This window comes from Cupriavidus sp. FW305-27 (genome assembly GCF_058787995.1).
This window is the reverse complement of record NZ_JBYTAG010000052.1, coordinates 1-23,863: the sequence shown is the minus strand read 5'-3', so window position 1 is coordinate 23,863 and position 23,863 is coordinate 1. Positions and strand designations below refer to the sequence as shown.

The window sequence follows — 23,863 nt, the reverse complement described above, 5'->3', positions numbered from 1 at the left end:
GGCCTTGGTCATTCCAAGGTCAAGGCCCGTAACGACGCATGCGCCGCGCCTGGCTTGAACCCGAAGGGAAGGCTGCTGCCGGGCCCCTTCTTCATTGTGAAATGGGTTCTTAACCCAGCAAGACCCTCAGGTGCGCCTCGGCATGGTCCGACGGCGACTTGCGGAAGCCGCTCTTGGCATAGCGGTGCCACTGGCCCTGCACCGCCGCCATGATCAGCGCCGCGCGTGCGGGAATATCGGCATCCGCCGGGAACGCGGCCTGCGTCACCGCCATCTTCAGGCACTGGCGCAGCGAGGCCTCGATGCGGTCCACCACCTGGTTGATGCGCTCCTGCAGGCGTTCGTGCTCGCCCACCAGCGCCTCGCCGGTCAGCACGCGCGTCATGCCAGGGTTCTTCTCGGCAAACGACAGCAGCATGCGCACAATGGCGTGGGCCTGGCGCAGGCCGTGCTCTTCCTTGTCGGTGATCTGGTTGATCAGGCCGAACACGGTCTGCTCGATAAAGCCGATCAGGCCCTCGTACATCTGCGCCTTGCTGGCGAAATGGCGGTACAGCGCCGCCTCCGACACGCTCAGGCGCGCGGCCAGCGCCGCCGTTGTGATCTTCTCCCCGCGCGGGTGCTCCAGCATGGTGGCCAGGGTCTGCAGGATCTGCACGCGGCGCTCGCCCGGGCGCGGGCGCTTGCGCGCCGGCGTGGCCGGCGGCTGGCCTCCGTCCTGCGCATCCTGCGCACTGCCTGAAATGACCGCCTCTGGCTCGCGCCCGTTGCTTTGCGTCATGACCCGATTCTCCGCATTCGTCGTTGGAGTTGATGCATCGATTGTACTTTTATGTCCACATAGGCCGGCCGGTTCGGCACGCGGGCGCGCACGCGCCGCACGTTGTCGGGCTGCGCCTGCGGTGCCTGGGTCTCCGCAGCCACCAGCGTCACCGACTGCTCCTGCGCGGCGTGGCCGACATGGCGCCGGTCCTCCGCCTCCAGCGTCGAGCGTACCGCGGCATCGCGCCGGCTGCCGTCGTCGCGCACCGCGGGCACCTCATGCGGGCGCGATGGCGCGATCGTGCGCAGGTAGCCCGTCACCCACGCGGTGCGGATGCCGGTGCCGGCATAGCGCTTGAGGTGCGACACGGTGTCTTCCACCAGCACCGCGCGATGTGGCGCGATGCGGGTCTGCACCAGCAACCGGCGCAGCATGCGGCGGTCCGGCTTGGGCCGCAGGTGGCCATGCACCCACATCTGCTCGATTGCCACCATGCGCTCGAAGCAATGCCGTATGCCCGCTATCTCCAGCACCGCCCGCGCGTAGTCCTGCGGCGCATTGGTGACCAGGATCTTGCGCCCCGGCAGGCGCCGCAGGTGCGCGGCCAGCCCGCGCCGCACCCGCACCATGTCGGCCAGCGCCGGGAATTCATGCGCGGCGCGCAGGAAGTCAGCCGGATCCACGCCGTGGTGCCGGATCATGCCGAGCAGCGTGGCGCCGTAGCGCTGCCAGTAGTCCACGCGCACGCGGCTGGCGGTGGCCTCGTCGCAGCCGAGCACGCGCGCCACGTAGTCGGTCATCAGCCGGTTGATGGCCGGGAAGATCGCGTGCGAGGCGTCGTGCAGGGTGTTGTCGAGATCGAACAGCCAGACCGTATCGCCCGAGGTATTGCCCGCGGGGCGGCGGCAGAGGCGAGCGCGGACACGGCGCGGAGAAGGAAGACTTGAAGGCACGCCGGGCAAACTCGGAGGGTGATGGGATAACCGGGGCGGCCGGCCGCTGCCGGCACCGCCCCGAGGCTCCGCTCAGTGCGAGCGGATCATGGTGCCGAAGGCCTGCTCGGTCAGGATTTCCAGCAGCAGCGAATGCTCGATGCGGCCGTCGATGATGTGCACCGAATGCACGCCGCTCTTGGCCGCATCCAGCGCCGACGAGATCTTCGGCAGCATGCCGCCCGAGATGGTGCCGTCGGCGAACAGCTCTTCGATCTCGCGCGCGGACAGGTCGGTCAGCAGGTTGCCCTTCTTGTCCATCACGCCCGGGATGTTGGTCATCATCACCAGCTTCTCGGCCTTCAGGATCTCGGCCATCTTGCCGGCAACCACGTCGGCGTTGATGTTGTAGGCCTGGCCGTCGTCGGAGAAGCCGATCGGCGAGATCACCGGGATAAAGGCGTCGTCCTGCAGCGCCTTGACCACCGCGGGGTTGATCGCCTCGATGTCGCCGACGTAGCCGATATCGATGAACGCCCCCGGGTTCTCGCGGTCCGGCATCTGCAAGCGCTTGGCGCGGATCAGGCCGCCGTCCTTGCCGGTCAGGCCCACGGCCTGGCCGCCGTACTGGTTGATCAGCATCACGATGTCCTGCTGGACCTCACCGCCCAGCACCCACTCGACCACTTCCATGGTCTCTTCGTCGGTGACGCGCATGCCCTGCACGAAGGTGCCGACCTTGCCGACCTTCTTCAGTGCCTCATCGATCTGCGGGCCGCCGCCGTGCACCACCACCGGGTTCATGCCGACCAGCTTGAGCAGGATCACGTCGCGCGCGAACCCATGCTTGAGCTTCTCTTCGGTCATGGCATTGCCGCCGTACTTGACCACGATGGTCTTGCCGTGGAACTTGCGGATATACGGCAGGGCCTCGGCGAGGATCTCGGCTTTCAGCGCGGGAGCAATGGCGGCCACCGTGGTTGCGGCAGGCCCGGGGTTGTCGGCGTTCATGGGGGACATCCGTGAGAATCAACAGGTATGATGGCTAATCGGCCACGTAGCCAGGGATAACCAACGGGGATCGCCCGAAAGTGCGCCATCCGGCCATGGCAGGCGCCGATTTTACAAGAAACCGCGCGGGGCGCGAGTCAACCGGCCGAACGTGGTCCCGCGAACCGCCTGCAAGCGCCCCACGGGGCACCAACGCGTTCCGTCCACGCAACAACGTGCCACCACTCAGCCGTTTGGCCTGCGCCGCGGCACAGCGTTCCCCACCTTGGCCATCATGCCCGCCGCCAGCCGCCTCTTGCCAGCCAGCATCCCCGATTTCCCGCCAGCGCCGGGAAGCCAGCCATGAGCGACGCCTCGACCGTGCTGACCGGCCAGCTGCGCCCGGTCGAACATTGCAGCCACTGCGGCGCGGGCTTTGTCTGCGGCTACGTGGCGGGGCTGCCCGAGTGCTGGTGCGCCAGCCAGCCGCTGCTGCCGGCGCGGCGCATCGTGCCGGGCCAGCATTGCCTGTGTCCGGCCTGCCTGGCAGCGCGCCGGCAAGCGGCTCAGGAACCTGATTCCGCCGCTGGCTGAGGCGCCGGCCCGGGCCCTGCGGCACTGCCCCACTGCATCACCAGCATCCCCGCCACGATCAGCGCCGCGCCCGCCAGCCGCGCCGGCGTGAGCGCGCGCACCGCAAAGCCGGCCAGCCCGAACTGGTCCACCAGCAGCGCCGCCAGCACCTGGCCCGCCACCACCGCGGCGATAAAGCCCGCGGCGCCCAGCTTCGGCGCCATCATCAGCGCGGCCGAAATATAGAACACCCCAAGCACCCCGCCGATCCAGAGCCAGCCCGGCGCGCGCGCCAGTGCCGCTGGCGCCGGCAGCGGCACGCGCATCAGCCACAGCACGGGCAGCAGCGCCGCCAGGCTGACCAGCAGCGACACCAGCGTGGCCGACAGCGGATGCCCGAGTGTGCGCCCGAGGGTGGCGTTGGCGCCGGCCTGGAAGGGGATCGCCGCGCCGGCCAGCACGGCCGTGCCAAGCGGCAGCCAGAGTGAAACCGGGAAGGAAAACGGCAACTGGGTGCCTGACATGAAGCGCTCCATAGGGCAAGATGCGATGCCAGCAGTTTGAAATATCGCAATGCGAATTTCCAATTCTGCTTTCGTACGTTTATTATTCGCCGAATGAATAGCCTACGCGGAATCGACCTCAACCTGCTGGTGGTGCTCGAAGCACTGCTGGCCGAGCGCCATATCTCCCGCGCCGCGCTGCGGCTGCACCTGAGCCAGCCGGCGGTCAGCCACGCGCTCGGGCGCCTGCGGCAGCTGCTCGACGACCCCATCCTGGTGCGCGGCAAGGGCGGCCTGGTGCTGAGCGCGCGCGCCCATGAGCTGTCCGGCCCGCTGGCCGAGGCGCTGGCGCAGGTGCGCATCCTGCTGGGGCCGAGCGGCTTCCAGCCGGCCACCGCGCGGCGCAGCTTCCGCCTGGCCATGTCCGACTACGGTGCGCTGGTGGTGCTGCCGCGGCTGCTGCGCGCGGTGCGCAAGGCCGCGCCCAATATCGACCTGGTGGTGTCGCAGGCCAGCCGCGAAGGCATGACCGCCCAGGTGGCCGATGGCGAGATCGACATGGCGCTGGGCGTGTTCACCCACCAGCCGGAAGGCGTGAAATCCGCCGAGCTGTTCTGCGAGAGCTATGCCTGCGCGGTGGATGCCGCCACCGTGCGCGACAGCGGCCGGCTTGACCAGGTGGCCTACCTGGCGCGCTCGCACGTGCTGGTGGCCACGCACAGCGAACGCATGGACGCGATCGACACGGCGGTGGCCAAGCTGGGGGGACGGCGCAAGATCGCCTGCGTGGTGCCGCACTGGAGCGTGGCGCCGGCGCTGATCGCCGGGACCAACCTGGTGCTGACCACGGCACGGCGCAGCCTGGCCGCGCTGGAAGAGGACCCGCGCTACGCCGTGTTCGCGCCGCCGTTTGCGCTGGACGACTTCACCTTCAGCATGATCTGGCACGAGCGCACCGAAGCCGATCCCGCCCACGCCTGGCTGCGCGAGCGCGTGCTGGCCGCGGCGGCCAGTCAGGAATCGGAAGAGCCGATCAGCTTGCGCGGCTGACGGCGCACCCCCGGCTTGGCTGGCGCCGGGGGCTGGGCATCACGGCGCTGCGCGGGAACAGCAGGTGGCCTGGCGGGGCGCGTGTCGCCGCGAAAGACCAGCTTCTGCCGGGTGCCGTGCTGCTTGTTGGCCATGATGGCTGGATGGGTGGATGGACGAGGCCGGCCCCGTCAGGCGCTCAGTGCTTGTGTTCGCCGTGGCCGCCGCTCGCGCCGGCGGCGGCGGGCACCATGTCACGCACTTCAGCCGTGACCTTCTGCTCGATCATCTTGCCGCCCTGCTCGATCTTCAGCGTAATGGGCACGGTGTCGCCCTTCTTGAGCTGCGCCTTCAGGTCCATCAGCATCACGTGGTAGCCGCCCGGCTTCAGCTCGACGTCCTTCATCTTTGGCAGGTCCAGCGACTTGACCTGGCGCATGCGCATCACGTTGCCTTCCATCTTCATCTCGTGCAGCTCGGCCGCGGCCACCGGCGACGACACGCCGACCAGCTTCGCGTTGTCGTGCGCGTGCAGCACCATGAAGGCGCCGGAGGCAGTCTGGGTCGGCACCGTGCCGCGCACCCAGGCGTTGCTGACATCGACCTGGGCCAGCGCGGCGCCGGACGCCAGCGCGGCGGCGAGGGCGACCGATGCGGCCAGCGTGGCCGAGCGGAATTTGGCTTGCATGAAAGGCTCTCCTGAAAGCAGACATTAGACCATGGCGATGCCCGCCCGTGCATGCCCCAGGCAACCCCGCCATGCGGCGCACAGCCGGCTAGTCTGGCAGCCCGACAAGCTCGGCGCCAATGCGGCAAGGTGTCGCACGCACCGGCGCCCCGCGGCCGCATTGATACACTCGCGCCATGACCACCGCCGCAGCCGTGACCCGCTTGCCCGACCTCCCCTTCCTGTCGCCACTGCCGGCGGGCACCTCCGCCCGCCATGGCCAGGTGACGCTGCGCCGGCTGTTCTGGCTGCGCTGGGCACTGCTGGCGGGACAGGCGCTGACCGTGCTGAGCTGCGAGCCCATCGCCGGCATCCGCCTGCCCTACGGGCCGCTGCTGGTGGTGTTCGGCCTGCAGGCGCTGTTCAACCTGCTGACCGGCCTGCGCCTGCGCCAGCACACGCGGCGCAACAGCGCCCCCGGCGAGGCCGAGCTGATGGGCCAGCTGCTGGTGGACCTGACCGCGCTGTCGGCCATCCTGTTCTACACCGGCGGCGCGACCAACCCCTTTGTCTCGTTCTACCTGCCGGGGCTGGCCATTGCCGCCGCCATCCTGCCGTGGCGCCAGGTGATCGCGCTGGCGCTGTACGCGCTCGTCTGCTACACGCTGCTGCTGTTCGAATATGTGCCGCTGGACCTGCACAACCCGGACAACGCGGTGAACTACCACCTGGCCGGCATGTGGCTGAACTTCGTTGCCAGCGCGGTGATGATCGCGCTGTTCGTGGCGCGCCTGTCCGGCGTGCTGCGCCAGCGCGAGGCGCAGCTGAACTTGGCACGCGAGCAGCTGCTGCGCGAGGCGCGCGTAGAAGACCTGAACGGCCAGGCCGCCGCGGTCGCGCATGAGATCGGCACGCCGCTGGCCACGCTGGCGGTCATCGCCGGCGAGCTGCGTGCCGATGCCTCCGACGCGGGCCGCGGCACCTCCGCAATCAACAGCTACCTGCCCGACCTGCAGACCATGGAGCAGCAGCTGGCGCTGTGCCGCACCACGCTCGCGCGCCTGCGCGAAGACCCGGCCACGCTGGCGCCGCAGCGCATCGACGGCTGGCTGCCGGCCTTTGCCGAGCGCTGGCAGCTGCGCCACCCCAACGCCAGCCTGCAGGCCAGCGCCACGCCGGGCGCCGGCGCGCAGGCGGTGGAAACCGCGCGCGTGGGCCAGATCCTGACCATCCTGCTGGACAACGCCGCGCGCAGCCAGCAAGCCGCCGGCCGCGGCCAGGAGCCGCTGCAGCTGCAGATCGCCATGGCGCCCGGCAATACCGCGCCGTGGCTGTCGTTCCGCATCGCCGACCACGGCGACGGCATTCCCGAGATGCTGCGCGGCCAGCTGGGCGAAACCCCGGTGGCCAGCCAGCACGGCGGCCAGGGCATCGGCCTGTACCTGGCGCAAAGCGCCGCCCGGCAGATGGACGGCGAACTGGCCTGGCATGACCGCGCCGGCGGCGGCACCGTTGCCGAGCTGCGCCTGCCCGCGCTGTCCACCCTTTCCGCATCCGCCGCCGCCACGGCACCACGAACCCCATGACCGACACCCTCACCCCGGTACCCGAAGCCACCGCACCGGCTGGCACGCCCTTCCTGGTCATCGACGACGACGAGGTCTTTGCCGGCACCCTGGCCCGCGCGCTCACGCGACGCGGCTATGCCGTGCAGGTGGCGCATGACGGCCGCACCGCACTGGCGCTGGCATCACGCATCGAGTTTGCCTATGTCACGCTGGACCTGCACCTGGAGCCGCCGCCGGATGCCGGCAGCACCGTGCCCGCCGAATCGGGGCTGCAGCTGGTGTCGCCGCTGCGCCAGGCGTTGCCGGACGCACGCATCCTGATCCTGACCGGCTACGCCAGCATCGCCACCGCGGTGGCGGCGGTCAAGCAAGGCGCGGACGAATACCTGGCCAAGCCGGCCAATGTCGATTCGATCCTGACCGCGCTGATGGCGGGCGTGTCCGAAGATGCGGCGCAGGCCGCGCTGGAAGAGCCGGTGCCGCTGTCGGTGGCGCGGCTGGAATGGGAGCATATCCAGCGCGTGCTGGCCGAGCATGACGGCAATATCTCCGCCACGGCACGGGCGCTGAACATGCACCGGCGCACCTTGCAGCGCAAGCTGGGCAAGCGGCCGGTGTCGCGGTAAAGAAAAAGGCCGCGCGGATTGCGCGGCCCTTCCGGTGGCAACTGCTGCCGGCGTTACAGGCGCAACTGGACGTAGTCCCAGTCCAGCCCGTCGGCGCTGCCCTGCGGCGTGCTGCCCTGCGCGACGATGCGCATGGCATCGCCGGCATGCCGGTCGGCCAGCGTGAACAGGCCGCCAGAATCCAGCGCCAGCTTCGCGGCCGCGGCAGTGGCCGCGCCGCGCGAGCCCGATTGCGCAGCCTCGGCGGCGGGCACGGCGGGACGGATGCAAAGGAAGGCCGTCGCGGCGGCCAGCGCGGCCAGCAGGCCGCCTGTGGCCAGCACGACACGGCGGGTCTTGTAATGGACCATTCGATTTCTCCTGCCAGTGAGTTGAGTGGGATGCGGTGGCTCCCGCACCGGTCAATCGACCGTCAAGGTGACGAAGGGTCGCATTGTCGGGCCGTTGCGCGCCAGCGTGCTTACCAATGCTTACGCTCCTTACCCGCATGTGGCAGCCGGATACGTACGGATATGTGAAATCCGTTCCCGCCAGGGGCGGAAACTGGCCCACAGACGCAAAAAGGGCGCACCGTGGTGCGCCCCTCCCGCATTCCGCCCGTATTCCCTTACAGCACGTAGCGCGACAAATCCTCATTGACCGCCAGGTCACCCAGGCGCTCATCGACATATGCCGCGTTGATCGTCACGGTCTCGCCCGACGACTTGGTCGCATGGAACGACAGGTCTTCCAGCAGCCGCTCCATCACCGTGTACAGCCGGCGCGCGCCGATGTTCTCCACCTTCTCATTGACCGAGAAGGCGATCTCCGCCAGCCGGCGGATGCCGTCATCGGCAAACACCAGGTCGACCGATTCCGTGCTCAGCAGCGCCTGGTACTGCTTGGTCAGGCTCGCATCGGTCTGCGTCAGGATGGCCTCGAAGTCCTGCACGGACAGCGAATCCAGCTCGACCCGGATCGGGAAGCGGCCCTGCAGTTCGGGAATCAGGTCGCTCGGCTTGGACAGGTGGAACGCACCCGAGGCAATGAACAGGATGTGGTCCGTCTTGATCATGCCGTACTTGGTGCTCACCGTGGTGCCTTCCACCAGCGGCAGCAGGTCGCGCTGCACGCCCTGGCGCGACACCTCGCCGCCGCCGATCTCGCTGCGGCTGGCGATCTTGTCGATCTCGTCCAGGAACACGATGCCGTTCTGCTCGACATTGGCGATGGCCTTGTGCTTGAGCTCCTCGTCATTGACCAGCTTGGCGGCCTCTTCGTCGATCAGCAGCTTGAAGGCTTCCTTGACCTTCATCTTGCGGCGCGCCTTCTTGCCCTGGCCCAGCCCGGCAAACATGGTGCGGATCTGCTCGGTCATGTCTTCCATGCCCGGCGGGCCCATGATGTCCATGCTCGGCATGCCGGCGGAGAGTTCCAGCTCGATTTCCTTGTCGTCGAGCGAGCCTTCGCGCAGCTTCTTGCGGAACACCTGGCGCGTGTTGGAATCCTTCTCTTCCGGCTGCGAGAAACCGATATCGCGCGCCGGCGGCAGCAATACATCGAGCAGGCGGTCCTCGGCCGCGTCCTCGGCCTTGGTGCGCACCTTCTTCATCTCGGACTCGCGCGTCTGCTTGATCGCCATCTCGGCCAGGTCGCGCACGATGGTGTCGACATCGCGGCCGACATAGCCCACCTCGGTGAACTTGGTGGCCTCGATCTTGATGAAGGGCGCGTCGGCCAGCTTGGCCAGGCGGCGCGCGATCTCGGTCTTGCCGACCCCGGTCGGGCCGATCATCAGGATGTTCTTGGGAGTGATTTCCTGGCGCAGGGGCTCGGCCACCTGCTGGCGGCGCCAGCGGTTGCGCAGCGCCACCGCCACGGCCTTCTTGGCCTTGTTCTGGCCGATGATGTGCTTGTCGAGTTCGGAAACGATTTCCGACGGGGTCATGGTGTGCGACATGGTATCCGTTCAGTGGGGGCGCGCCGGCCTGCGCGGTGGCCGGCCTGCGCTTATTCCAGCGTCTCGATGACGAAGTTGGTGTTGGTATAGATGCAGAGCTCGCCGGCAATGGTCAGCGCCTTCTCGACCACGTCCTTGGGCGCCATTTCGGTGTTCTCGGCCAGCGCCTTGGCGGCCGACTGCGCATACGCGCCGCCCGAGCCGATCGCGGCGATGCCGCCCTCGGGGTCGAGCACGTCGCCGTTGCCGGTGATGACCAGCGTGGTGTCGCGGTCGGCGGTGATCAGCATGGCTTCCAGCCGGCGCAGGGCGCGGTCCGAACGCCAGTCCTTGGCCAGGTCGACCGCGGCGCGGGTCAGGTTGCCCTGGTACTTTTCCAGCTTGGCCTCGAAGCGGTCCAGCAGCGAGAAGGCATCGGCGGTGCTGCCGGCAAACCCGACCAAGACCTTGCCGTTGTAGATGCGGCGCACCTTGCGCGCGGTGCCCTTCATCACGATATTGCCGAGAGTGACCTGACCATCACCGCCGAGTGCAACCTGATTGCCGCGGCGGACGCTGACGATGGTAGTGCCGTGATACTGTTCCATGGTGGCTTCCGTGAATATGTCAGGACCCTAGTTGGCGACGCCCCCGGCGGGTTTCAAGGCCCTCGCGTGCGCCGGGCGCGGTCTGACCAATATAGGATGCCTGCCGCCACGTTGCCCGGCGCCGCGCCCAAACAAAAAGGGCCATGCGTTGCCGCATGGCCCTTGTCCGCGACGCGCGGGGCCACTGGCCCGCGCGCCTCGCGCATCACTCCACCAGATCAGTCCGCATACACGCCGGCCTTCTTGATCACCGGGGTCCACTTGTTGATCTCGGCGGTCAGGAGGGTGCGCAGCGAATCCGGCGTGGCGCGCTGTGCCGGCGCGGCTTCGGCGCCCAGCTCGGCCATCTTGGAGCGGAAGGTCGGGTCGGCCACGGCCTTCTGCAGCGCAGCCGACAGCTTGTCGATCACCGGCTTGGGCGTGCCCTTGGGCGCGTACATGGCGTGCCAGACCTTCACTTCCACGCCCGGCAGGCCTTGCTCGGCCGCCGTCGGGATATCCTTGAACGCTTCCACGCGGCGTGCCTGCATGGCCGCGTACGGCTTGACCGAGTTGGCCTTGAGGTGGCCTGCGAGATTGGTGGTCTGGTCGCACAGCAGGTTGACCTGGCCGCCCAGGATATCGGTTAGTGCCGGCGCGGCGCCCTTGTACGGCACGGTGGTCAGTTCGGTCTGGATCGCGCTCTGGAACAGCAGGCCGCACAGGTGCGAAGCCGAGCCGATGCCGGCATTGGCCAGCGACAGCTTGCTGGCGTTGGCCTTGAGGTACGGCAGCAGGTCCTTGAAGGTGTTTGGCGGCAGCTGCTTGTTGCCGACCAGGATCATCGGCACGTCGGCGATTTCGCCGACCATCTCGAAGTCCTTGAGCGGATCGAAGCCCAGGTTGCGGTACAGCGCCGGGGCCGTGGCCATGCCGATATGGTGGATCAGCAGGGTGTGGCCGTCGTTCTTGGCCTGGGCCACCTTCTTGGCGCCGATGGTGCCGCCGGCGCCGCCGAGGTTCTCGATGATCATGGTCGCGCCCAGATGCTTGGACATGATCGCGGTCAGCTCGCGCGAGAGCTTGTCGGTCGGACCACCCGCGGCAAACGGCACCACCGCCGACACCGGCTTGCCGCCAGGATATTCCTGGGCGTACGCGCCCGACGCCACACCCATTGCGCTGACTGCCAGCGCGGCCGCGACCATCTTTATTACTCGTTTCATGCTCTCTTCTCCTGATTCCCTTTGATACCCGTCTTGCAATGCGTTGCCGCCGGCCCGGCCCCTGCTTGTGCGGGGCGCATCTGGCGCGGTCTCTGTGGCGGCGCTCTTGGACCATGCCGGCTGGCTCGGCTGCCCCTGCCGTAAAACGACAAGGGCGGGCCTTGATGTTAGCAACTCCAGACAATACGCAGGTATAGGGGCTAACCCGCTTGCAATCAGCCGCATATGGCGGGAAACGGGGAGGATATGGCAGAGATCGGATGCAAAGGCATGCGTTTGTGACACCCGGTGCGGCCTAACGGAAGAAACCGAGCATTTCCTCAAGCAGAGGTTCGGCGGCCTCTTCCGGGATGTAGTGCCCGCACGGCAGCGCCTGGCCGCTGATGTCGGTCGCCACCTCCTGCCAAAGCGCCAGCGGCTCGAAGCAGCGCGCCACCACGCCGTGCTCGCCCCACAGCACGCGCAGCGGCAGCGCCAGCCGGCGCCCGGCCTCGCGGTCGGCGCGGTCGTGCTCCAGGTCGATGGTGGCGGCGGCGCGGTAGTCCTCGCACATGGCATGCACGCGCGCCGGGTCGCGCATCGCCGCGGTGTAGGCAGCCATGGCGTCGGGGGCGAAGGGCGTCAGGCCCGCGTGGCGCAGGCCCATCAGCTTCTCGATGTAGAAATCGGGCTCGGCGTTGATCAGCGTCTCGGGGAACGGCGCCGGCTGGATCAGGAAGAACCAGTGCCAGTAGGCGGCGGCAAAGGCCATGCTGGTGCGCTCGTACATCGCCAGCGTGGGCGCGATGTCCAGCAGCATGGCGCGGCTGACCGCGTCCGGATGGTCCATGCACAGCCGGTGCGCGACGCGGGCACCGCGGTCGTGGCCGCACAGCGCAAAGCGCTCGAAACCGAACGCCGTCATCAGCGACACCTGGTCCTGCGCCATGGTGCGCTTGCTGTAGTGCTCGTGGCCGGCATTGCCGGGCGGGGCCGAGCTGCTGCCGTAGCCGCGCAGGTCGGTGGCGATCACCGTGAAGTGATCGGCCAGCGCCGGCGCCACCCGGTGCCAGATCAGGTGGCTCTGCGGGTGCCCGTGCAACAGCAGCAGCGGCGGTCCCGAACCGCCGCGCACGCCGGCGATCTCGACCTCGCCGACACGCTGCCGGAAGGGTTCGAAGTTCGGGAACAGCAGCGCGCTGGCGTCATTCAGCATGGGTCGTCTCCGCTTCTAAGGGTCGTCCTGTGCCGATCATAGGCGCAAACCGCCTCATCGGCGTGGCTGCGCCGGCTTCGCCATTCGGCCAGCTGACGCAACTGAATTGCATCAACCGGGGGCCTATGGTTAAATCCGCCCATGACCCGTCCCAGTCCGGACCGGCCGGCCGCTGTGCCGGAACCGGCGATCCCCACCCCTGAGTCCCTGGAAGCCGCCCACGAGCGCCTGCGCCAGCTGGGCGCGCGCGTGACCCAGCCGCGGCTGTGCATCCTGGCCTGCCTGATCGGCAGCGAAGAGGCGCTGACGCACCAGGCCGTGATCGACCGCCTGCCCGAACCGGGCGAGACCATAGACCGCGTCACCGTCTACCGCGTGCTGGACTGGCTGGTGGAACAGGGCGTGGCGCAGAAGCGTGCCGGCAACGACCGCGTGTTCCGCTTCAGCCTTGTTGAACACGAGGCCGCGCGCGCGCAGGAGCACCGCCAGCACAGCCATTTCCACTGCACCCGCTGCGACCGCACCTTCTGCCTGGACGATGCCAGCGCGCCGGCTCCGCCGGCCGCGCCGCGCGTGCCCAGCGGCTTTGCCATCGAACATGTCGAACTGACCGTAAACGGCGTCTGCGCCGAGTGCGGCAAGCGTGCGCCCGCCTCGCCTGGCGGCGCTTCGCACTGAACGGCAATCTCTCATACCCGGAGAACAACAATGTCCAAACTGACCCCGGTCACGATCCTGACCGGCTTTCTCGGCAGCGGCAAGACCACCCTGCTCAAGCGCATCCTGAACGAGCAGCACGGCATGAAGATCGCCGTGATCGAGAACGAGTTCGGCGAAGAGAACATCGACAACGAGATCCTGGTGCAGGACGGCCGCGAGCAGATCGTGCAGATGAGCAACGGCTGCATCTGCTGCACCATCCGCGGCGATCTGGTGCAGGCGCTGTCGACGCTGCTGACGCGCCGCGACGCCGGCGAGATCGACTTCGACCGCGTGGTGATCGAGACCACGGGCGTGGCCAACCCGGGCCCGGTGGCGCAGACCTTCTTCATGGACGAGGAAATTGCCTCGCGCTACCTGCTCGACGCGGTGATCACGCTGGTCGACGCCAAGCATGCCCACCTGCAGCTGGACAAGCAGGAAGAGGCGCAGCGCCAGGTTGGCTTTGCCGACGCCATCTTCATCACCAAGTCCGACCTGGTGACCGAAGCCGACGTGGCCGAGCTGCGCCACCGCCTGCTGCACATGAACCCGCGCGCGCCGATCCGTCTGGTCAACTTCGGCGAGGCGCCGATCGACACCATCTTCGACCTGCGCGGCTTCAACCTGAACGCCAAGCTGGAGATCGACCCGGAATTCCTGCGCGCCGACGACCATGACCACGATCATGACCATGAGCATGGCGAGCATTGCGGCGACGACTGCGGCCATGACCACGGGCACGACCATGCGCACGGCCATGGCCACGCGCACGACCACCACCACCACCACCACCATACCGACCGCATTGCGTCGTTCGTCTTCCGCAGCGACAAGCCCTTCCACTACGGCAAGCTGGAGGAATTCCTGTCCGGCATCCTGGCCGTATACGGGGAAAAACTGCTGCGCTACAAGGGCGTACTATATATGGACGGTGTGGACCGCAAAGTGGTGTTCCAGGGGGTCCACCAGCTGATGGGCAGCGACATCGGCGCCAAGTGGGAGGAAGAGACCCCGGGCACGCGCATGGTGTTCATCGGCGTGGACCTGCCCCGCGACGCCATCCTCAAGGGCCTGGAGAACTGCCTGGCCTGAGTGCACCAGTCGCCCCATCGGCGACGCCCCCTCGAACCCCGCTCCGCGGCCGCCCCCCGTTCGGGGTACCGGGGAAATACCGAAGCGCCAGCCGGTTTTCCCCGTATCTCGGAAAAATTTGTTCAAGTACAATAGGCCGGATTTGATACCGGTGGCGCACCTTTTTCCCGCTGCCGGCATTTGGTCCATCGGATCTGGTGGACTTGCAGGGCGGCGGTTGTCGTCAGCATGAGGCAGGCCGCCGGCAGGTGCGGTCGCAGTGCTTCGTGCGGAGACCGCCTTTTTCCGCCTGGGGTGCCCCGACGCGCGCCGTCACTGACTGACGCGAGAGAGAGGTGTCCCCATGACAGCCGCAACGAAGACGAAAGAAAGCCGCAGCAAGACTGGTACTGCAGCGGCAGAGACGCTCAAGGCGCAGCCTGTGAAGGCAGCGCCCGCTCCCCGCGGCAGTACGGCGAACGCCGAAGCGGGCGCAACGAAGGGAGGCCCGCGAAGCAGCAAGACTGCAGCCAGCCAGAGTGAAACAACCGAGGCGCGCAAGCGCGCGGACAGCGCACCCGAGCGGACCCGGACGCCGCCGGCCGCATCAACAAGAGAATCAGCAGCAACCATGAGCAGCAACAAACTTCTGACTGAAGCTGAAATCCTGAAGATGAGCGACAAGGATTACATGAACGAAGCGCAGCTCGCCTTCTTCAAGCACCGTCTTGAGCAGCTGCGCGACGAAATCCTGAAGAACGCTGACCAGACCACGGAACACCTGCGCGAAACGGTCATCGTGCCGGACCCGGCCGACCGTGCCACCATCGAGGAAGAGCATGCGCTGGAACTGCGCACGCGCGACCGCGAACGCAAGCTGCTGAAGAAGGTGGAGCAGTCGCTGCAGCGCATCGAGTCCGGCGACTACGGCTGGTGCGAGGAAACCGGCGAGCCGATCGGCGTGCCGCGCCTGCTGGCCCGTCCCACCGCCACGCTGTCGCTGGAAGCGCAGCAACGCCGCGAACTGCGCCAGAAGCTGTTCGGCGACTGATACGCCGCGCGCCGGCACGGACGGTGCGGCAGGCGTAACGTGACGGCCCGGTTACCCGGGCCGTTTGCTTTGGCGGGCCGCGTCCGCCTTGTCGTGCCGTCGCCACGGCCTACCATTGAGAATCGTCCGGCTGTTGCCGCCCCGGCCTTTCTGGTAAATTCGCAACCTTGTTGCAACAACGCGCCCCTCGCCTGGGCTGCGTAGTCCCTCGTCACTTCCATCTCTCCTGCCATGGCTGATCGCCTGCCCGTCACCGTGCTGTCCGGCTTCCCCGGCGCCGGCAAAACCACGCTGCTGAACCACCTGCTTGCGCACAGCGCGGGCCGGCGCCTGGCCGTGCTGGTCTGCGGGCCGCAGCATGGGCAGGCGCTGGCGCCGCTGCCGCCCGGTTGCGAGGCCACGCTGCTGCCCGTGGGCGACGCCCTGCTCGGCGAAGCCGCCCGGCTTGCCGCCGAGCGCCGCTTTGACTCGCTGCTGATCGAAGCCGACGGCCTGGACGAGCCGCTCGCGATTGCCGAAGGCTTCCTGTTCGAGGCCGAGCATGGCGCCGGGCCCGACGCGGCGGTGCAACCCGACACGCTGGTGACGGTGATCGATGCCGCCACCTTCCTGCGCGACCTCAACGAGGCCGAGTTCCTGGCCGACCGCGGGCTGGCGCCGGCCACGGACGATGACCGGACCGTGGCTGAAGTGCTGGTGGCGCAGGTCGAATGCAGCGACGTGATCGTGCTGAACAAGGCCGACCTCGCCAGCGCGGCCGAACTGGCGCGGCTGCACGCCGTGCTGCAGGCGCTGAACCCGCGTGCCGATATCGTCGAAGCCAGCTTCGGCAAGGTCGCGCCCGAGCGCGTGCAAGGCACCGGCCGCTTCGACTTCGAAGCCGCCGCGGACGCACCGGGCTGGCTCGCCGCGCTGCGCGGCGAGTTGCCGGCTGCCGACGCCAGCGGCGTCTCCACGCTGGTCTACCGCCGCCGCCGCCCGTTCCACCCGCAGCGCTTCGCCGACCTGATCCATACCGAATGGCTGCGCGAGCACGGCAGCGTGCTGCGTTCCAGGGGCCTGTTCTGGCTGGCCAGCCGCATGGACACCGCGGGCGACTGGAACCAGTCCGGCGGCGTCTGCCGCCATGGCGGCGCCGGCGCCTGGTGGGCCGCGCTGGATCCGGCCGAATGGCCGGCCGACAGCGCCGAACGCGCCGAAGTCGAAGCCGACATGCAGGTCGACGGTGCCCCGGCAGCCTTCGGCGACCGCCGCCAGGAACTGGTGCTGACCGGCCTGGACCTGGACCATGCGGCGCTGCAGGCCCGGCTCGACGCCTGCCTGCTGACCGATGCCGAGATGGCCGCGGGCGCGGATGCCTGGGCGGGCTATGCGGATCCCTTCCCCGCCTGGGTCGACGACTTTGACGACGACCACGATCATGACCATGGCGATGATTGCGGCTGCGGCGATCCCGACCACCACCACGGCAACCACGCCGGCCATCCGCATGCGCACTGACTGGTTCGCCCGCCTGCGCGCGCATGGCCCGGGCCTCTGGTCCGTGCTGTGGCTGACGCTATGCCTGCTGCTGACGCAGCACGCCGGGCTGACCCACCGCATCGTGCATGGCGGCCTGCTTGCGCCGTCGGCCTCCGTGACAACGGCCGACGCCGCCTCGGCCAACGACCCCGAGCCGCACCCGCTGGCGCAGAAATTCAGCGGCCACTCGTGCGTGCTGTTCGATGGCGCCACGGTTGCCGACACCCTGTGCGGCAAGCTGCCGCTGCCGCAGCTTGCCTTTGGCAAACCGGTCAAGCCGGCCAACCTGGCCTGGCGCTGGCCCGACCTGCCCGCCACCCACCCCTTCCAATCGCGCGCGCCGCCGGCGCCTGCCATCGCCCTCGCCTGATCCGGGAAGCGGCCCTCGCCGCGCACCCGGCCTGACCAATTCCGAGCTGAACGCCTGCCTATTCCGGCTGCGCGGCCACGCCCATCGCGGGCGGCCGGCGCAGTGCCGGGCAGCTGCCGTGCCAGCCGGGCCGATTGCCATTGCCTCACTCCGCGCGCCATGTCGAAGAATCGTTACACCGCACCAACCAGCGCACCGCGCCTGACCCCGCTGGCGGCCCTTGCCGCGTCCCTCACCGCCACCATGGCCACCGCCTTCGTCGCGCCCGCCGCGCTGGCACAGGCCACGGCACCTGCCGCCGACAGCGCACCCGCCACGGCCACGGCCACGGCCACCGCCACCGCCACCGCCACCGCGCCAGCCGGCGCCATGCTGCGCGAAGTCGTGGTCACCGCCAATCCGCTCGGCAGCGACCTCAACGACATGGTGGCACCGGTATCGACGCTCGGCGGCGACGCCCTGGCCGTGCGCCAGGGCAGCACGCTGGGCGACACGCTCGACAAGCTGCCCGGGGTCTCGTCCAGCTACTTCGGCCCCAATGCCAGCCGGCCGGTGATCCGCGGCCTGGACGGCGACCGCATCAAGGTGCTGCAGAACGGCGGCACCACCGTCGACGCCTCCACGCTGTCCTACGACCACGCAGTGCCGGTGGACCCGCTCGTGGCCGAGCGCATCGAGGTCGTGCGCGGCCCGGCAGCGCTGATGTACGGCGGCAACGCCATCGGCGGCGTGGTCAACGTGATCGACAACCGGATTCCGAAGGAGCCGATCGAAGGCATCGGCGGCGCGGTCGATGCCAGCGCCACCGCGGGCGGCGACCAGGCGCGCAACGCCAGCGCGCTGATCGAGGCCGGCAACGGCAAGTTCGCCGTCCACGCCGACGCCTTTGCGCGCAAGACCAGCGACCTGCGCATCCCCGGCTACGCCCGCAGCGACCGCCTGCGCAGCGCCGATCCTCTGCCGGAAGGCGAGACCGAAGCCTATGGCCGCCTGCCCAACACCAGCGCGCAGCAGGAAGGCGGCGCGATGGGCGGCTCCTACACCTGGGCCGATGGCTTCGTCGGCGCCAACTACAGCGCCTACCGCAATGAGTACGGCACGCCCGCCGAGGACGACGTGCGGCTGAAAATGCGGCAGGACCGCTTTGCGCTGGAAGGCGAGGCACGCAACCTGGCCGGCAACACCGCCGGCTGGCTCGAATCGGTCAAGGGCAAGTTCGGCTACACCGACTACGAACACAAGGAGATCGAGGGCGGCGAGACCGGCACGATCTTCAAGAACCGCGGCTGGGATGCGCGCCTGGAGGCCAGGCACGCGAAGATCGGCAACATGACGGGCGTGATCGGCACACAGTTCGGCCATACCGACTTCTCCGCGTTGGGCGAAGAGGCATTCGTGCCGAGCACCAATACGGATAACGCGGCGCTGTTCGTGTTCGAGGAACTGCCGCTGACCGCTTCCGGCGACCTCAAGCTGAACCTGGGCGGGCGCCTGGACCACAGCAGCATCAAGGCCAGCGCCAACGGCAACGACCGCTTTACCGATGCCAGCCGCAGCTTCAACGCCACCAGCGCGTCGGCCGGCCTGCTCTACAAGGTCAACCCGCTGTGGTCGCTGACCAGCAACCTGTCGTACACCGAGCGCGCGCCGACCTTCTACGAGCTGTATGCCAACGGCCCCCACGTGGCCACCGGCGCGTGGGAGCTGGGCGATCCCAATGCCAACAAGGAACGGGCCACCTCTATCGACCTGGGCGTGCGCTTCAAGTCCGGCGCGCACAGCGCCGCCGTGTCGGGCTACTACAGCCGCTTCGCCAACTACCTCGCGCTGAACGCCACCGGCCGCACGCGTGACGAGGCGGGCGATGTGGTCGCCGCCGGCAGCCCGGACGCGCTGCCGGAGTTCCAGTACCTGGGTGTGCCGGCCACGCTGTACGGCTTCGAGGTGGAAGGCAAGACGCGCTTGCTGCAGAAAATGCTGACCACCAGCGACACGCTGGACTTCGAGGCCCGCGCCGACTACGTGCGCGGCGAGAACCGCGATACCGGCGAACCGCTGCCGCGCCTGGCACCGCTGCGCCTGGGCGGTGCACTGGTGTATGGCGCGGGCCCGTGGGGCGCGCGCGTCGACGTGACCTACGCCGCAAAGCAGACCCGCGTGCCGACCAACGACACGCCGACCGATGCCTATACGCTGCTGAGCCTGGCGCTGACCTACAAGTTCAAGGTGTCGGGCACGCAGACGCTGGTGTACCTGCGCGGCGACAACCTGACCAACCAGGATGCGCGCAACTCGGCTTCGATCCTGCGTGATATCGCACCGCTGGCCGGGCGCAGTGTGAAGGTGGGGTTCAGGACGTCGTTCTGAGGATGCAGGCAGGCGTGGTGAATCAATCCCGATTCACCACCCACTCCCCCTCCACCGCCAGCGCCTTCACTCCCGCCAGCGCGCGCACCGTCTGCGCGCAGACCTCGGCCATCTCCAGCCCCGGCATGAAGCGCTGGCGGATGCGCACCATCAGCGGCGCGGCCTCCATCCATGCCACCAGCGCGTCCTGGGCCATGCGCTGCTGCTCCAGCAGCTTGAACTTCACCAGCACCTTGACCGCATGGCTGGCATTGCGCGCCGGGTCGGCGCTCAGGTAGGCCAGGCGCCCCTGGGCGCGTTCGACCGCCGCCGCCACATCGGTAAACATCCGGCCATGGCCCGGGATCACCAGCCGCGCGTCGAGCTGGGCGATGCGCTCCAGCACCGCCGCCTGCTCGGCGAAGCCGCTCTCGCCATCCAGCTCGGGGAAGATCACGCCGAAACCGTTCTCCCACAGCGCATCGCCGGAAACCAGGATGCGCCCGGCCGGCGCGAACAGCATCACCGCGTGCGGGTCATGGCCGGGAGCGGCCACGACTTGCCAGTCGATGCCGGCCAGGCGCAGCGTGTCGCCGTCGCTCAGCACGCTGTCGAAGGTGAAGCGGTCGCACTGCTGGCCGGTGGCGTTGTAGCTGAGCGCTTCCGTATCCCACGCGGCAACGGCAGCGGCCTCGGCCGCGGGGATCGCGGTGCGCGGCTGCCAGCGCGCCTGCAGCGCGGCATTGCCGCCGCAGTGGTCGGAGTGCAGATGGGTATTGATCACGCGTGCGAGCGGCCGGCCCTGCAAGGCGGCCGCCACCAGCGCCACCGTCTGCGGCGCGTGGGTGACGTAGCCGGTATCGACCAGCACCGTATCGTCGCCGTCCACGAACAGGATATTGTTAGCCGACAGCCAGCCGCGCTCGAACACGCGCATGGATGGCGGCAACTGCGGAACCGGGCTTGCGCTCAAGGGGATGCCTCCTCGCCTGCCAGCCATGCTGCGCGCTGCGGCAGTTGCGCCCACACGTGGCGCTTGTCTTCGTCGCTGGCCGAGGACCAGCCGGCGATTTCGTCGATCGTGCGCAGGCAACCTGCGCAGTAGCCGCTGAACGGGTCCATGTGGCAAATGTTGCGGCATGGCGAAGGCACAGGCGACGCGCGCAGCGCGAGGTCGGCTTGCGCCGCCAGTTCAGCCGCGGAGGGGACGGGCGTGGGCATGGTGGCCATCGGACAGCGCTCAGCCCGCCGCGCGCGCGGCCTTGGCGGCGACCTTCTCATTGAAGCGGCCGGCGTCGATCAGGTGGCGCTCATGCACGCCCTCGGAGATCTTGTCCTCGCCGTCCCAGGCGCTCAGCTGGAAGCGCAGGCGGCGCCCGTCCACCGCCACCAGTTCGCCCTTGACCGTCACCGTCATGCCGGGCGGCGTCGGCGCCAGGTGCGAGAAGCTGACCAGCGTGCCGAGCGACTGCTCGCGCGGCCAGTCCAGGTGTTCGCGCAGCATCTGCAGGCAGGCACACTCCATGATGCCGACCATATAGCCGGTGGCCAGCACGTCGGGCATCTCGGGGCAGCCCGGGATATCGTCGTACAGGCGCGGCACGGTGGCCTTGGGCGGCACCGTGTATTGCCAGCTGAAGGTCAGGCCGGGGCGCAGGTCGGGACTCATGCCACTGAGCCTGCCGCGACGTCGGCCACTTCAGCGCCCGTCATCTGCTGCAACTGGTGCGGCGTCAGGTTGAATACCGCATGGGGATGCCCCGCCGCGGCCCACAAGCTGTCATAGCGGAACAGGTCCTGGTCCAGCAGCATCACCGGCGCCACCGCATGTCCGATCGGGCAGACGCCGCCGATGGCGTAGCCGGTCTTCTCGCGCACGAAGCGCGCGTCGGCCTTGCCCAGCGCGCCTACGCGCGCGGCCACCTTGGCCTCGTCGACGCGGTTGCTGCCGCTGGCAATCACCAGCACCGGCGCATCGTCGGCCACGCGCCGGAAGATGATGGACTTGGCGATCTCGGCCACGCTGCAGCCCAGCCCCGCCGCGGCCTCGGCCGAGGTCTTGCCGGTGGCCGGCAGCATCACCACGGGCCGGTCATGGCCAAGCCCGGCCAGCAGGTCCGCCACGCGCTGCGCGGACTCGGGCAGCGCTTCGTCATTCACCGTCATGCGTACTTCTCCTTGTTCCGTGGCCCGCGCCTGATCCGCACTTACGCGCAGGCAGGCGCCGCATCGCTGGCGGCGGCCCACTTGGTCAGCAAGGCACGGCCCACGCGCGAGCTGTTGGCACGGCCAATTGCCTGCGAGATATAGTCGCCGGTGCGCACCACCGCTTCCAGGTCGATGCCGGTGTGGATGCCCATGCCGTGCAGCATGTACAGCACGTCCTCGGTCGCCACGTTGCCGGTCGCGCCCTTTGCGTACGGGCAGCCGCCCAGCCCCGCCACCGACGCATGGAAGATCGAGATACCCACTTCCAGGCTGGCCAGGATATTGGACAGCGCCTGCCCGTAGGTATCGTGGAAATGGCCCGACAGGCGGTCCAGCGCAAACTCCGCCGCCGCGGCGCGCATCACTTCCTGCACGCGCACGGGAGTGCCCACGCCGATGGTGTCGGCAATGTCGATCTCGTCGCAGCCCAGTTCGCGCATGCGCCGCACCACGTCGACCACAGCGTGCACCGGTACTTCGCCCTGGTACGGGCAGCCCAGCGCGCACGAGATGCTGCCGCGCAGGCGCACGCCCTTCTCCTTGGCTGCGGCGGCCACCGGCGCAAAGCGCGCGATCGACTCGGCGATCGAGCAGTTGATGTTCTTCTGCGAGAACGCCTCGCTGGCGGCGCCGAAGATCACGACCTCGTCGGCACCGGCCTCGATCGCGCCTTCAAACCCCTTCATGTTCGGCGTCAGCGCCGAAAACAGTGTGCCGGGCCGGCGCTGGATGCGCGCCATCACGTCGGCACCGTCGGCCATCTGCGGCACCCACTTGGGCGACACGAACGACGCGGCCTCGATATTGACGAAGCCGGCATCGGTCAGCTGGTTGATCAGCGCGACCTTGACCTCGGTCGGCACCATCGCCTTCTCGTTCTGCAAGCCGTCGCGCGGGCCGACTTCAACGATCTTCACGTAGTTCGGCATGGTCATGGCAGTCTCCTGTCTTTGATTCATATTGGTCGGGCGCTCAGTAGCCGCGCTGCACGTCGACCACGCCCGCGATCGGCTGGCCCGCGCGCAGCGCGCGGATCTTGCCGGCGATCTGCGCGATGCTGTCTTCGCGCAGCGTGAGCGCCGAGATATGCGGCGTGACGGTGATGCGCGGCTCCTGCCAGAACGGGTGTTCGGCAGGCAGCGGCTCGGTGCGGAACACGTCGAGCGTGGCACCCGCAACCTGCCCCGACTGCACCGCGGCGAGCAGGTCTTCCTCGACCAGGTGCTGCCCGCGCGCGACGTTGATCACATACGCGCCCTGTGCCAGCCGCGCGAACAGCGCGGCGTTGAGGATGTTCTCGGTCTGCGGTGTCAGCGGCAGCACATTGACCAGTACGCGCAGGCCATCGAGGAACGGCGCCTGCCCGGCATCGCCATAGAAGCCGCTCACGCCTTCGATGGCGCGCGCGGTGCGGCTCCAGCCACGCACCGGGAAGCCGAAGCCCGCCAGCGTGCGGGCGATATGCGTGCCGAGCGTGCCCACCCCCATCACGCCGATGGTGAAGTCCGCGCGGCGATGCGGCTTGAGGAACTTCCAGTTGCCGGCGCGCTGCTGGGCCTCGTAGGCGTCCATCTTGCGGAAATAGCGCAGCACGGCGTGGGTGACGTACTCGGCCATCTGCGCGGCCATGCCGGCATCGTCGAGCCGCACGATCGGCACGCCCGCGGGCAAGGCGTCAGGGGCTTCATCGCGCAGGCGCAGGATGCCGTCGACGCCGGCGCCCAGGTTGAACACCGCCTTCAGCTCGGTACGGCCACGCAGCATCTCCACCGGCGGGCGCCAGACCACGGCGTAGTCGGCCGGTTCGCCACGGCTGTCCTCCCACGTCACGCATTGCGCTTCGGGCAGTGCCTCGGCGAATCCTGCGATCCAGGCGTCGTAGCGGCCATCGGGGACGTACAACTGCAACTTCATTTTGTCTCCAGGGGAATCTGGTGGGGTTAAAGACGTATTTTGGCAGAGGAACGGACGTGGGGTTGGTTGGGGCAACGGTGACCGCGCCCCTGCCCCTGTCGGC

26 protein-coding genes are annotated in these 23,863 nt (G+C 68.5%); 10 read left to right on the top strand and 16 right to left on the bottom strand.

The window, feature by feature from the left end; translation table 11 throughout:
- Positions 1-109: 109 nt before the first annotated feature.
- The 3 genes from slmA to argB form a co-directional block, all read right to left on the bottom strand.
- A complete protein-coding gene (slmA, locus tag AC3WRI_RS23065; protein ID WP_011614401.1) occupies positions 110-781 on the bottom strand; it encodes a nucleoid occlusion factor SlmA in 672 nt (223 codons plus the stop codon).
- A complete protein-coding gene (locus tag AC3WRI_RS23060) occupies positions 778-1,716 on the bottom strand; it encodes a pyrimidine 5'-nucleotidase (protein WP_492294152.1) in 939 nt (312 codons plus the stop codon). The genes slmA and AC3WRI_RS23060 overlap by 4 nt, the downstream gene beginning before the upstream one ends.
- A gap of 72 nt (positions 1,717-1,788) precedes the next feature.
- Positions 1,789-2,706 carry an acetylglutamate kinase gene (gene argB, locus AC3WRI_RS23055; RefSeq protein WP_010813296.1) on the bottom strand — a complete coding sequence of 306 codons (918 nt, stop codon included), beginning with the start codon at positions 2,704-2,706 and terminating at the stop codon, positions 1,789-1,791.
- Between the two features lie 342 nt (positions 2,707-3,048).
- Between argB and AC3WRI_RS23050 the strand changes: the two genes are divergently transcribed.
- Positions 3,049-3,279, top strand: a complete 231-nt coding sequence (locus AC3WRI_RS23050; protein WP_010813295.1) for a cysteine-rich CWC family protein — start codon at positions 3,049-3,051, stop codon at positions 3,277-3,279.
- Here AC3WRI_RS23050 and AC3WRI_RS23045 read toward each other — a convergent pair.
- The gene (locus tag AC3WRI_RS23045) at positions 3,252-3,782 is read right to left on the bottom strand and encodes a DMT family transporter (RefSeq protein ID WP_011614400.1); all 531 of its coding nucleotides are present in this window, start codon (positions 3,780-3,782) and stop codon (positions 3,252-3,254) included. The genes AC3WRI_RS23050 and AC3WRI_RS23045 overlap by 28 nt on opposite strands.
- 93 nt (positions 3,783-3,875) lie before the next feature.
- On the opposite strand from AC3WRI_RS23045, the gene AC3WRI_RS23040 reads away from it, so the two are divergent.
- Positions 3,876-4,811, top strand: coding sequence for a LysR family transcriptional regulator (locus AC3WRI_RS23040; RefSeq protein WP_010813293.1), 936 nt, complete (start codon positions 3,876-3,878; stop codon positions 4,809-4,811).
- Positions 4,812-4,989: 178 nt separating this feature from the next.
- Here AC3WRI_RS23040 and AC3WRI_RS23035 read toward each other — a convergent pair whose 3' ends face one another.
- Positions 4,990-5,478, bottom strand: coding sequence for a copper chaperone PCu(A)C (locus AC3WRI_RS23035; protein WP_010813292.1), 489 nt, complete (start codon positions 5,476-5,478; stop codon positions 4,990-4,992).
- A 176-nt stretch (positions 5,479-5,654) separates the two neighbouring features.
- Here AC3WRI_RS23035 and AC3WRI_RS23030 point away from each other — a divergent pair, with 176 nt between their 5' ends.
- Both AC3WRI_RS23030 and AC3WRI_RS23025 read left to right on the top strand, forming a co-directional pair.
- The gene (locus AC3WRI_RS23030) at positions 5,655-7,043 is read left to right on the top strand and encodes an ATP-binding protein (RefSeq protein WP_011614399.1); all 1,389 of its coding nucleotides are present in this window, start codon (positions 5,655-5,657) and stop codon (positions 7,041-7,043) included.
- Positions 7,040-7,651: a response regulator transcription factor gene (locus AC3WRI_RS23025; protein ID WP_011614398.1), complete on the top strand. Its 612-nt coding sequence runs from the start codon at positions 7,040-7,042 to the stop codon at positions 7,649-7,651. Before AC3WRI_RS23030 ends, AC3WRI_RS23025 begins: the two co-directional genes overlap by 4 nt.
- 53 nt (positions 7,652-7,704) lie before the next feature.
- Here AC3WRI_RS23025 and AC3WRI_RS23020 read toward each other — a convergent pair whose 3' ends face one another.
- The 5 genes from AC3WRI_RS23020 to AC3WRI_RS23000 all read right to left on the bottom strand — a co-directional run bounded on the left by AC3WRI_RS23020 (position 7,705) and on the right by AC3WRI_RS23000 (position 12,577).
- Positions 7,705-8,001: a hypothetical protein gene (locus AC3WRI_RS23020; protein WP_010813289.1), complete on the bottom strand. Its 297-nt coding sequence runs from the start codon at positions 7,999-8,001 to the stop codon at positions 7,705-7,707.
- A 257-nt stretch (positions 8,002-8,258) separates the two neighbouring features.
- Positions 8,259-9,590 carry an ATP-dependent protease ATPase subunit HslU gene (gene hslU / locus AC3WRI_RS23015; RefSeq protein WP_010813288.1) on the bottom strand — a complete coding sequence of 444 codons (1,332 nt, stop codon included), beginning with the start codon at positions 9,588-9,590 and terminating at the stop codon, positions 8,259-8,261.
- Between the two features lie 50 nt (positions 9,591-9,640).
- Positions 9,641-10,177 carry an ATP-dependent protease subunit HslV gene (gene hslV, locus AC3WRI_RS23010; RefSeq protein WP_011614397.1) on the bottom strand — a complete coding sequence of 179 codons (537 nt, stop codon included), beginning with the start codon at positions 10,175-10,177 and terminating at the stop codon, positions 9,641-9,643.
- Between the two features lie 218 nt (positions 10,178-10,395).
- Entirely contained in the window at positions 10,396-11,382 is a 987-nt protein-coding gene (locus AC3WRI_RS23005) for a tripartite tricarboxylate transporter substrate-binding protein (RefSeq protein WP_011614396.1), read from the bottom strand.
- 295 nt (positions 11,383-11,677) lie between these two features.
- Positions 11,678-12,577, bottom strand: a complete 900-nt coding sequence (locus AC3WRI_RS23000) for an alpha/beta fold hydrolase (protein ID WP_010813285.1) — start codon at positions 12,575-12,577, stop codon at positions 11,678-11,680.
- 141 nt (positions 12,578-12,718) lie between these two features.
- Between AC3WRI_RS23000 and AC3WRI_RS22995 the strand changes: the two genes are divergently transcribed.
- From AC3WRI_RS22995 to AC3WRI_RS22970, 6 genes are all read left to right on the top strand, one after another.
- Positions 12,719-13,255 (top strand): Fur family transcriptional regulator, encoded by a 537-nt coding sequence (locus tag AC3WRI_RS22995; RefSeq protein ID WP_010813284.1) that lies wholly within the window; start codon positions 12,719-12,721, stop codon positions 13,253-13,255.
- A gap of 30 nt (positions 13,256-13,285) precedes the next feature.
- Positions 13,286-14,371: a CobW family GTP-binding protein gene (locus AC3WRI_RS22990; protein ID WP_492294151.1), complete on the top strand. Its 1,086-nt coding sequence runs from the start codon at positions 13,286-13,288 to the stop codon at positions 14,369-14,371.
- 610 nt (positions 14,372-14,981) lie between these two features.
- A complete protein-coding gene (gene dksA / locus AC3WRI_RS22985) occupies positions 14,982-15,401 on the top strand; it encodes an RNA polymerase-binding protein DksA (RefSeq protein WP_010813282.1) in 420 nt (139 codons plus the stop codon).
- Between the two features lie 231 nt (positions 15,402-15,632).
- Positions 15,633-16,901: a GTP-binding protein gene (locus AC3WRI_RS22980; protein WP_492294149.1), complete on the top strand. Its 1,269-nt coding sequence runs from the start codon at positions 15,633-15,635 to the stop codon at positions 16,899-16,901.
- Positions 16,834-17,292: a hypothetical protein gene (locus AC3WRI_RS22975; RefSeq protein WP_454750761.1), complete on the top strand. Its 459-nt coding sequence runs from the start codon at positions 16,834-16,836 to the stop codon at positions 17,290-17,292. The genes AC3WRI_RS22980 and AC3WRI_RS22975 overlap by 68 nt, the downstream gene beginning before the upstream one ends.
- Positions 17,293-17,451: 159 nt before the next feature.
- Entirely contained in the window at positions 17,452-19,659 is a 2,208-nt protein-coding gene (locus tag AC3WRI_RS22970; protein ID WP_439668488.1) for a TonB-dependent receptor, read from the top strand.
- A 22-nt stretch (positions 19,660-19,681) separates the two neighbouring features.
- On the opposite strand, the gene AC3WRI_RS22965 is transcribed toward AC3WRI_RS22970, so the two are convergent.
- From AC3WRI_RS22965 to AC3WRI_RS22940, 6 genes are read right to left on the bottom strand one after another with little or no spacing between them, the layout of a single operon-like run.
- Positions 19,682-20,638, bottom strand: a complete 957-nt coding sequence (locus AC3WRI_RS22965; RefSeq protein WP_052181600.1) for an MBL fold metallo-hydrolase — start codon at positions 20,636-20,638, stop codon at positions 19,682-19,684.
- Positions 20,608-20,868 (bottom strand): DUF1289 domain-containing protein, encoded by a 261-nt coding sequence (locus AC3WRI_RS22960; RefSeq protein WP_010813277.1) that lies wholly within the window; start codon positions 20,866-20,868, stop codon positions 20,608-20,610. Before AC3WRI_RS22960 ends, AC3WRI_RS22965 begins: the two co-directional genes overlap by 31 nt.
- 10 nt (positions 20,869-20,878) lie before the next feature.
- Positions 20,879-21,307 carry a thioesterase family protein gene (locus AC3WRI_RS22955; protein WP_010813276.1) on the bottom strand — a complete coding sequence of 143 codons (429 nt, stop codon included), beginning with the start codon at positions 21,305-21,307 and terminating at the stop codon, positions 20,879-20,881.
- The gene (locus AC3WRI_RS22950; protein WP_010813275.1) at positions 21,304-21,804 is read right to left on the bottom strand and encodes a YbaK/EbsC family protein; all 501 of its coding nucleotides are present in this window, start codon (positions 21,802-21,804) and stop codon (positions 21,304-21,306) included. Before AC3WRI_RS22950 ends, AC3WRI_RS22955 begins: the two co-directional genes overlap by 4 nt.
- A 41-nt stretch (positions 21,805-21,845) precedes the next feature.
- A complete protein-coding gene (locus AC3WRI_RS22945; RefSeq protein WP_010813274.1) occupies positions 21,846-22,781 on the bottom strand; it encodes a hydroxymethylglutaryl-CoA lyase in 936 nt (311 codons plus the stop codon).
- A 37-nt stretch (positions 22,782-22,818) separates the two neighbouring features.
- Positions 22,819-23,760: a 2-hydroxyacid dehydrogenase gene (locus AC3WRI_RS22940; protein WP_010813273.1), complete on the bottom strand. Its 942-nt coding sequence runs from the start codon at positions 23,758-23,760 to the stop codon at positions 22,819-22,821.
- Between the last annotated feature and the right edge of the window lie 103 nt (positions 23,761-23,863).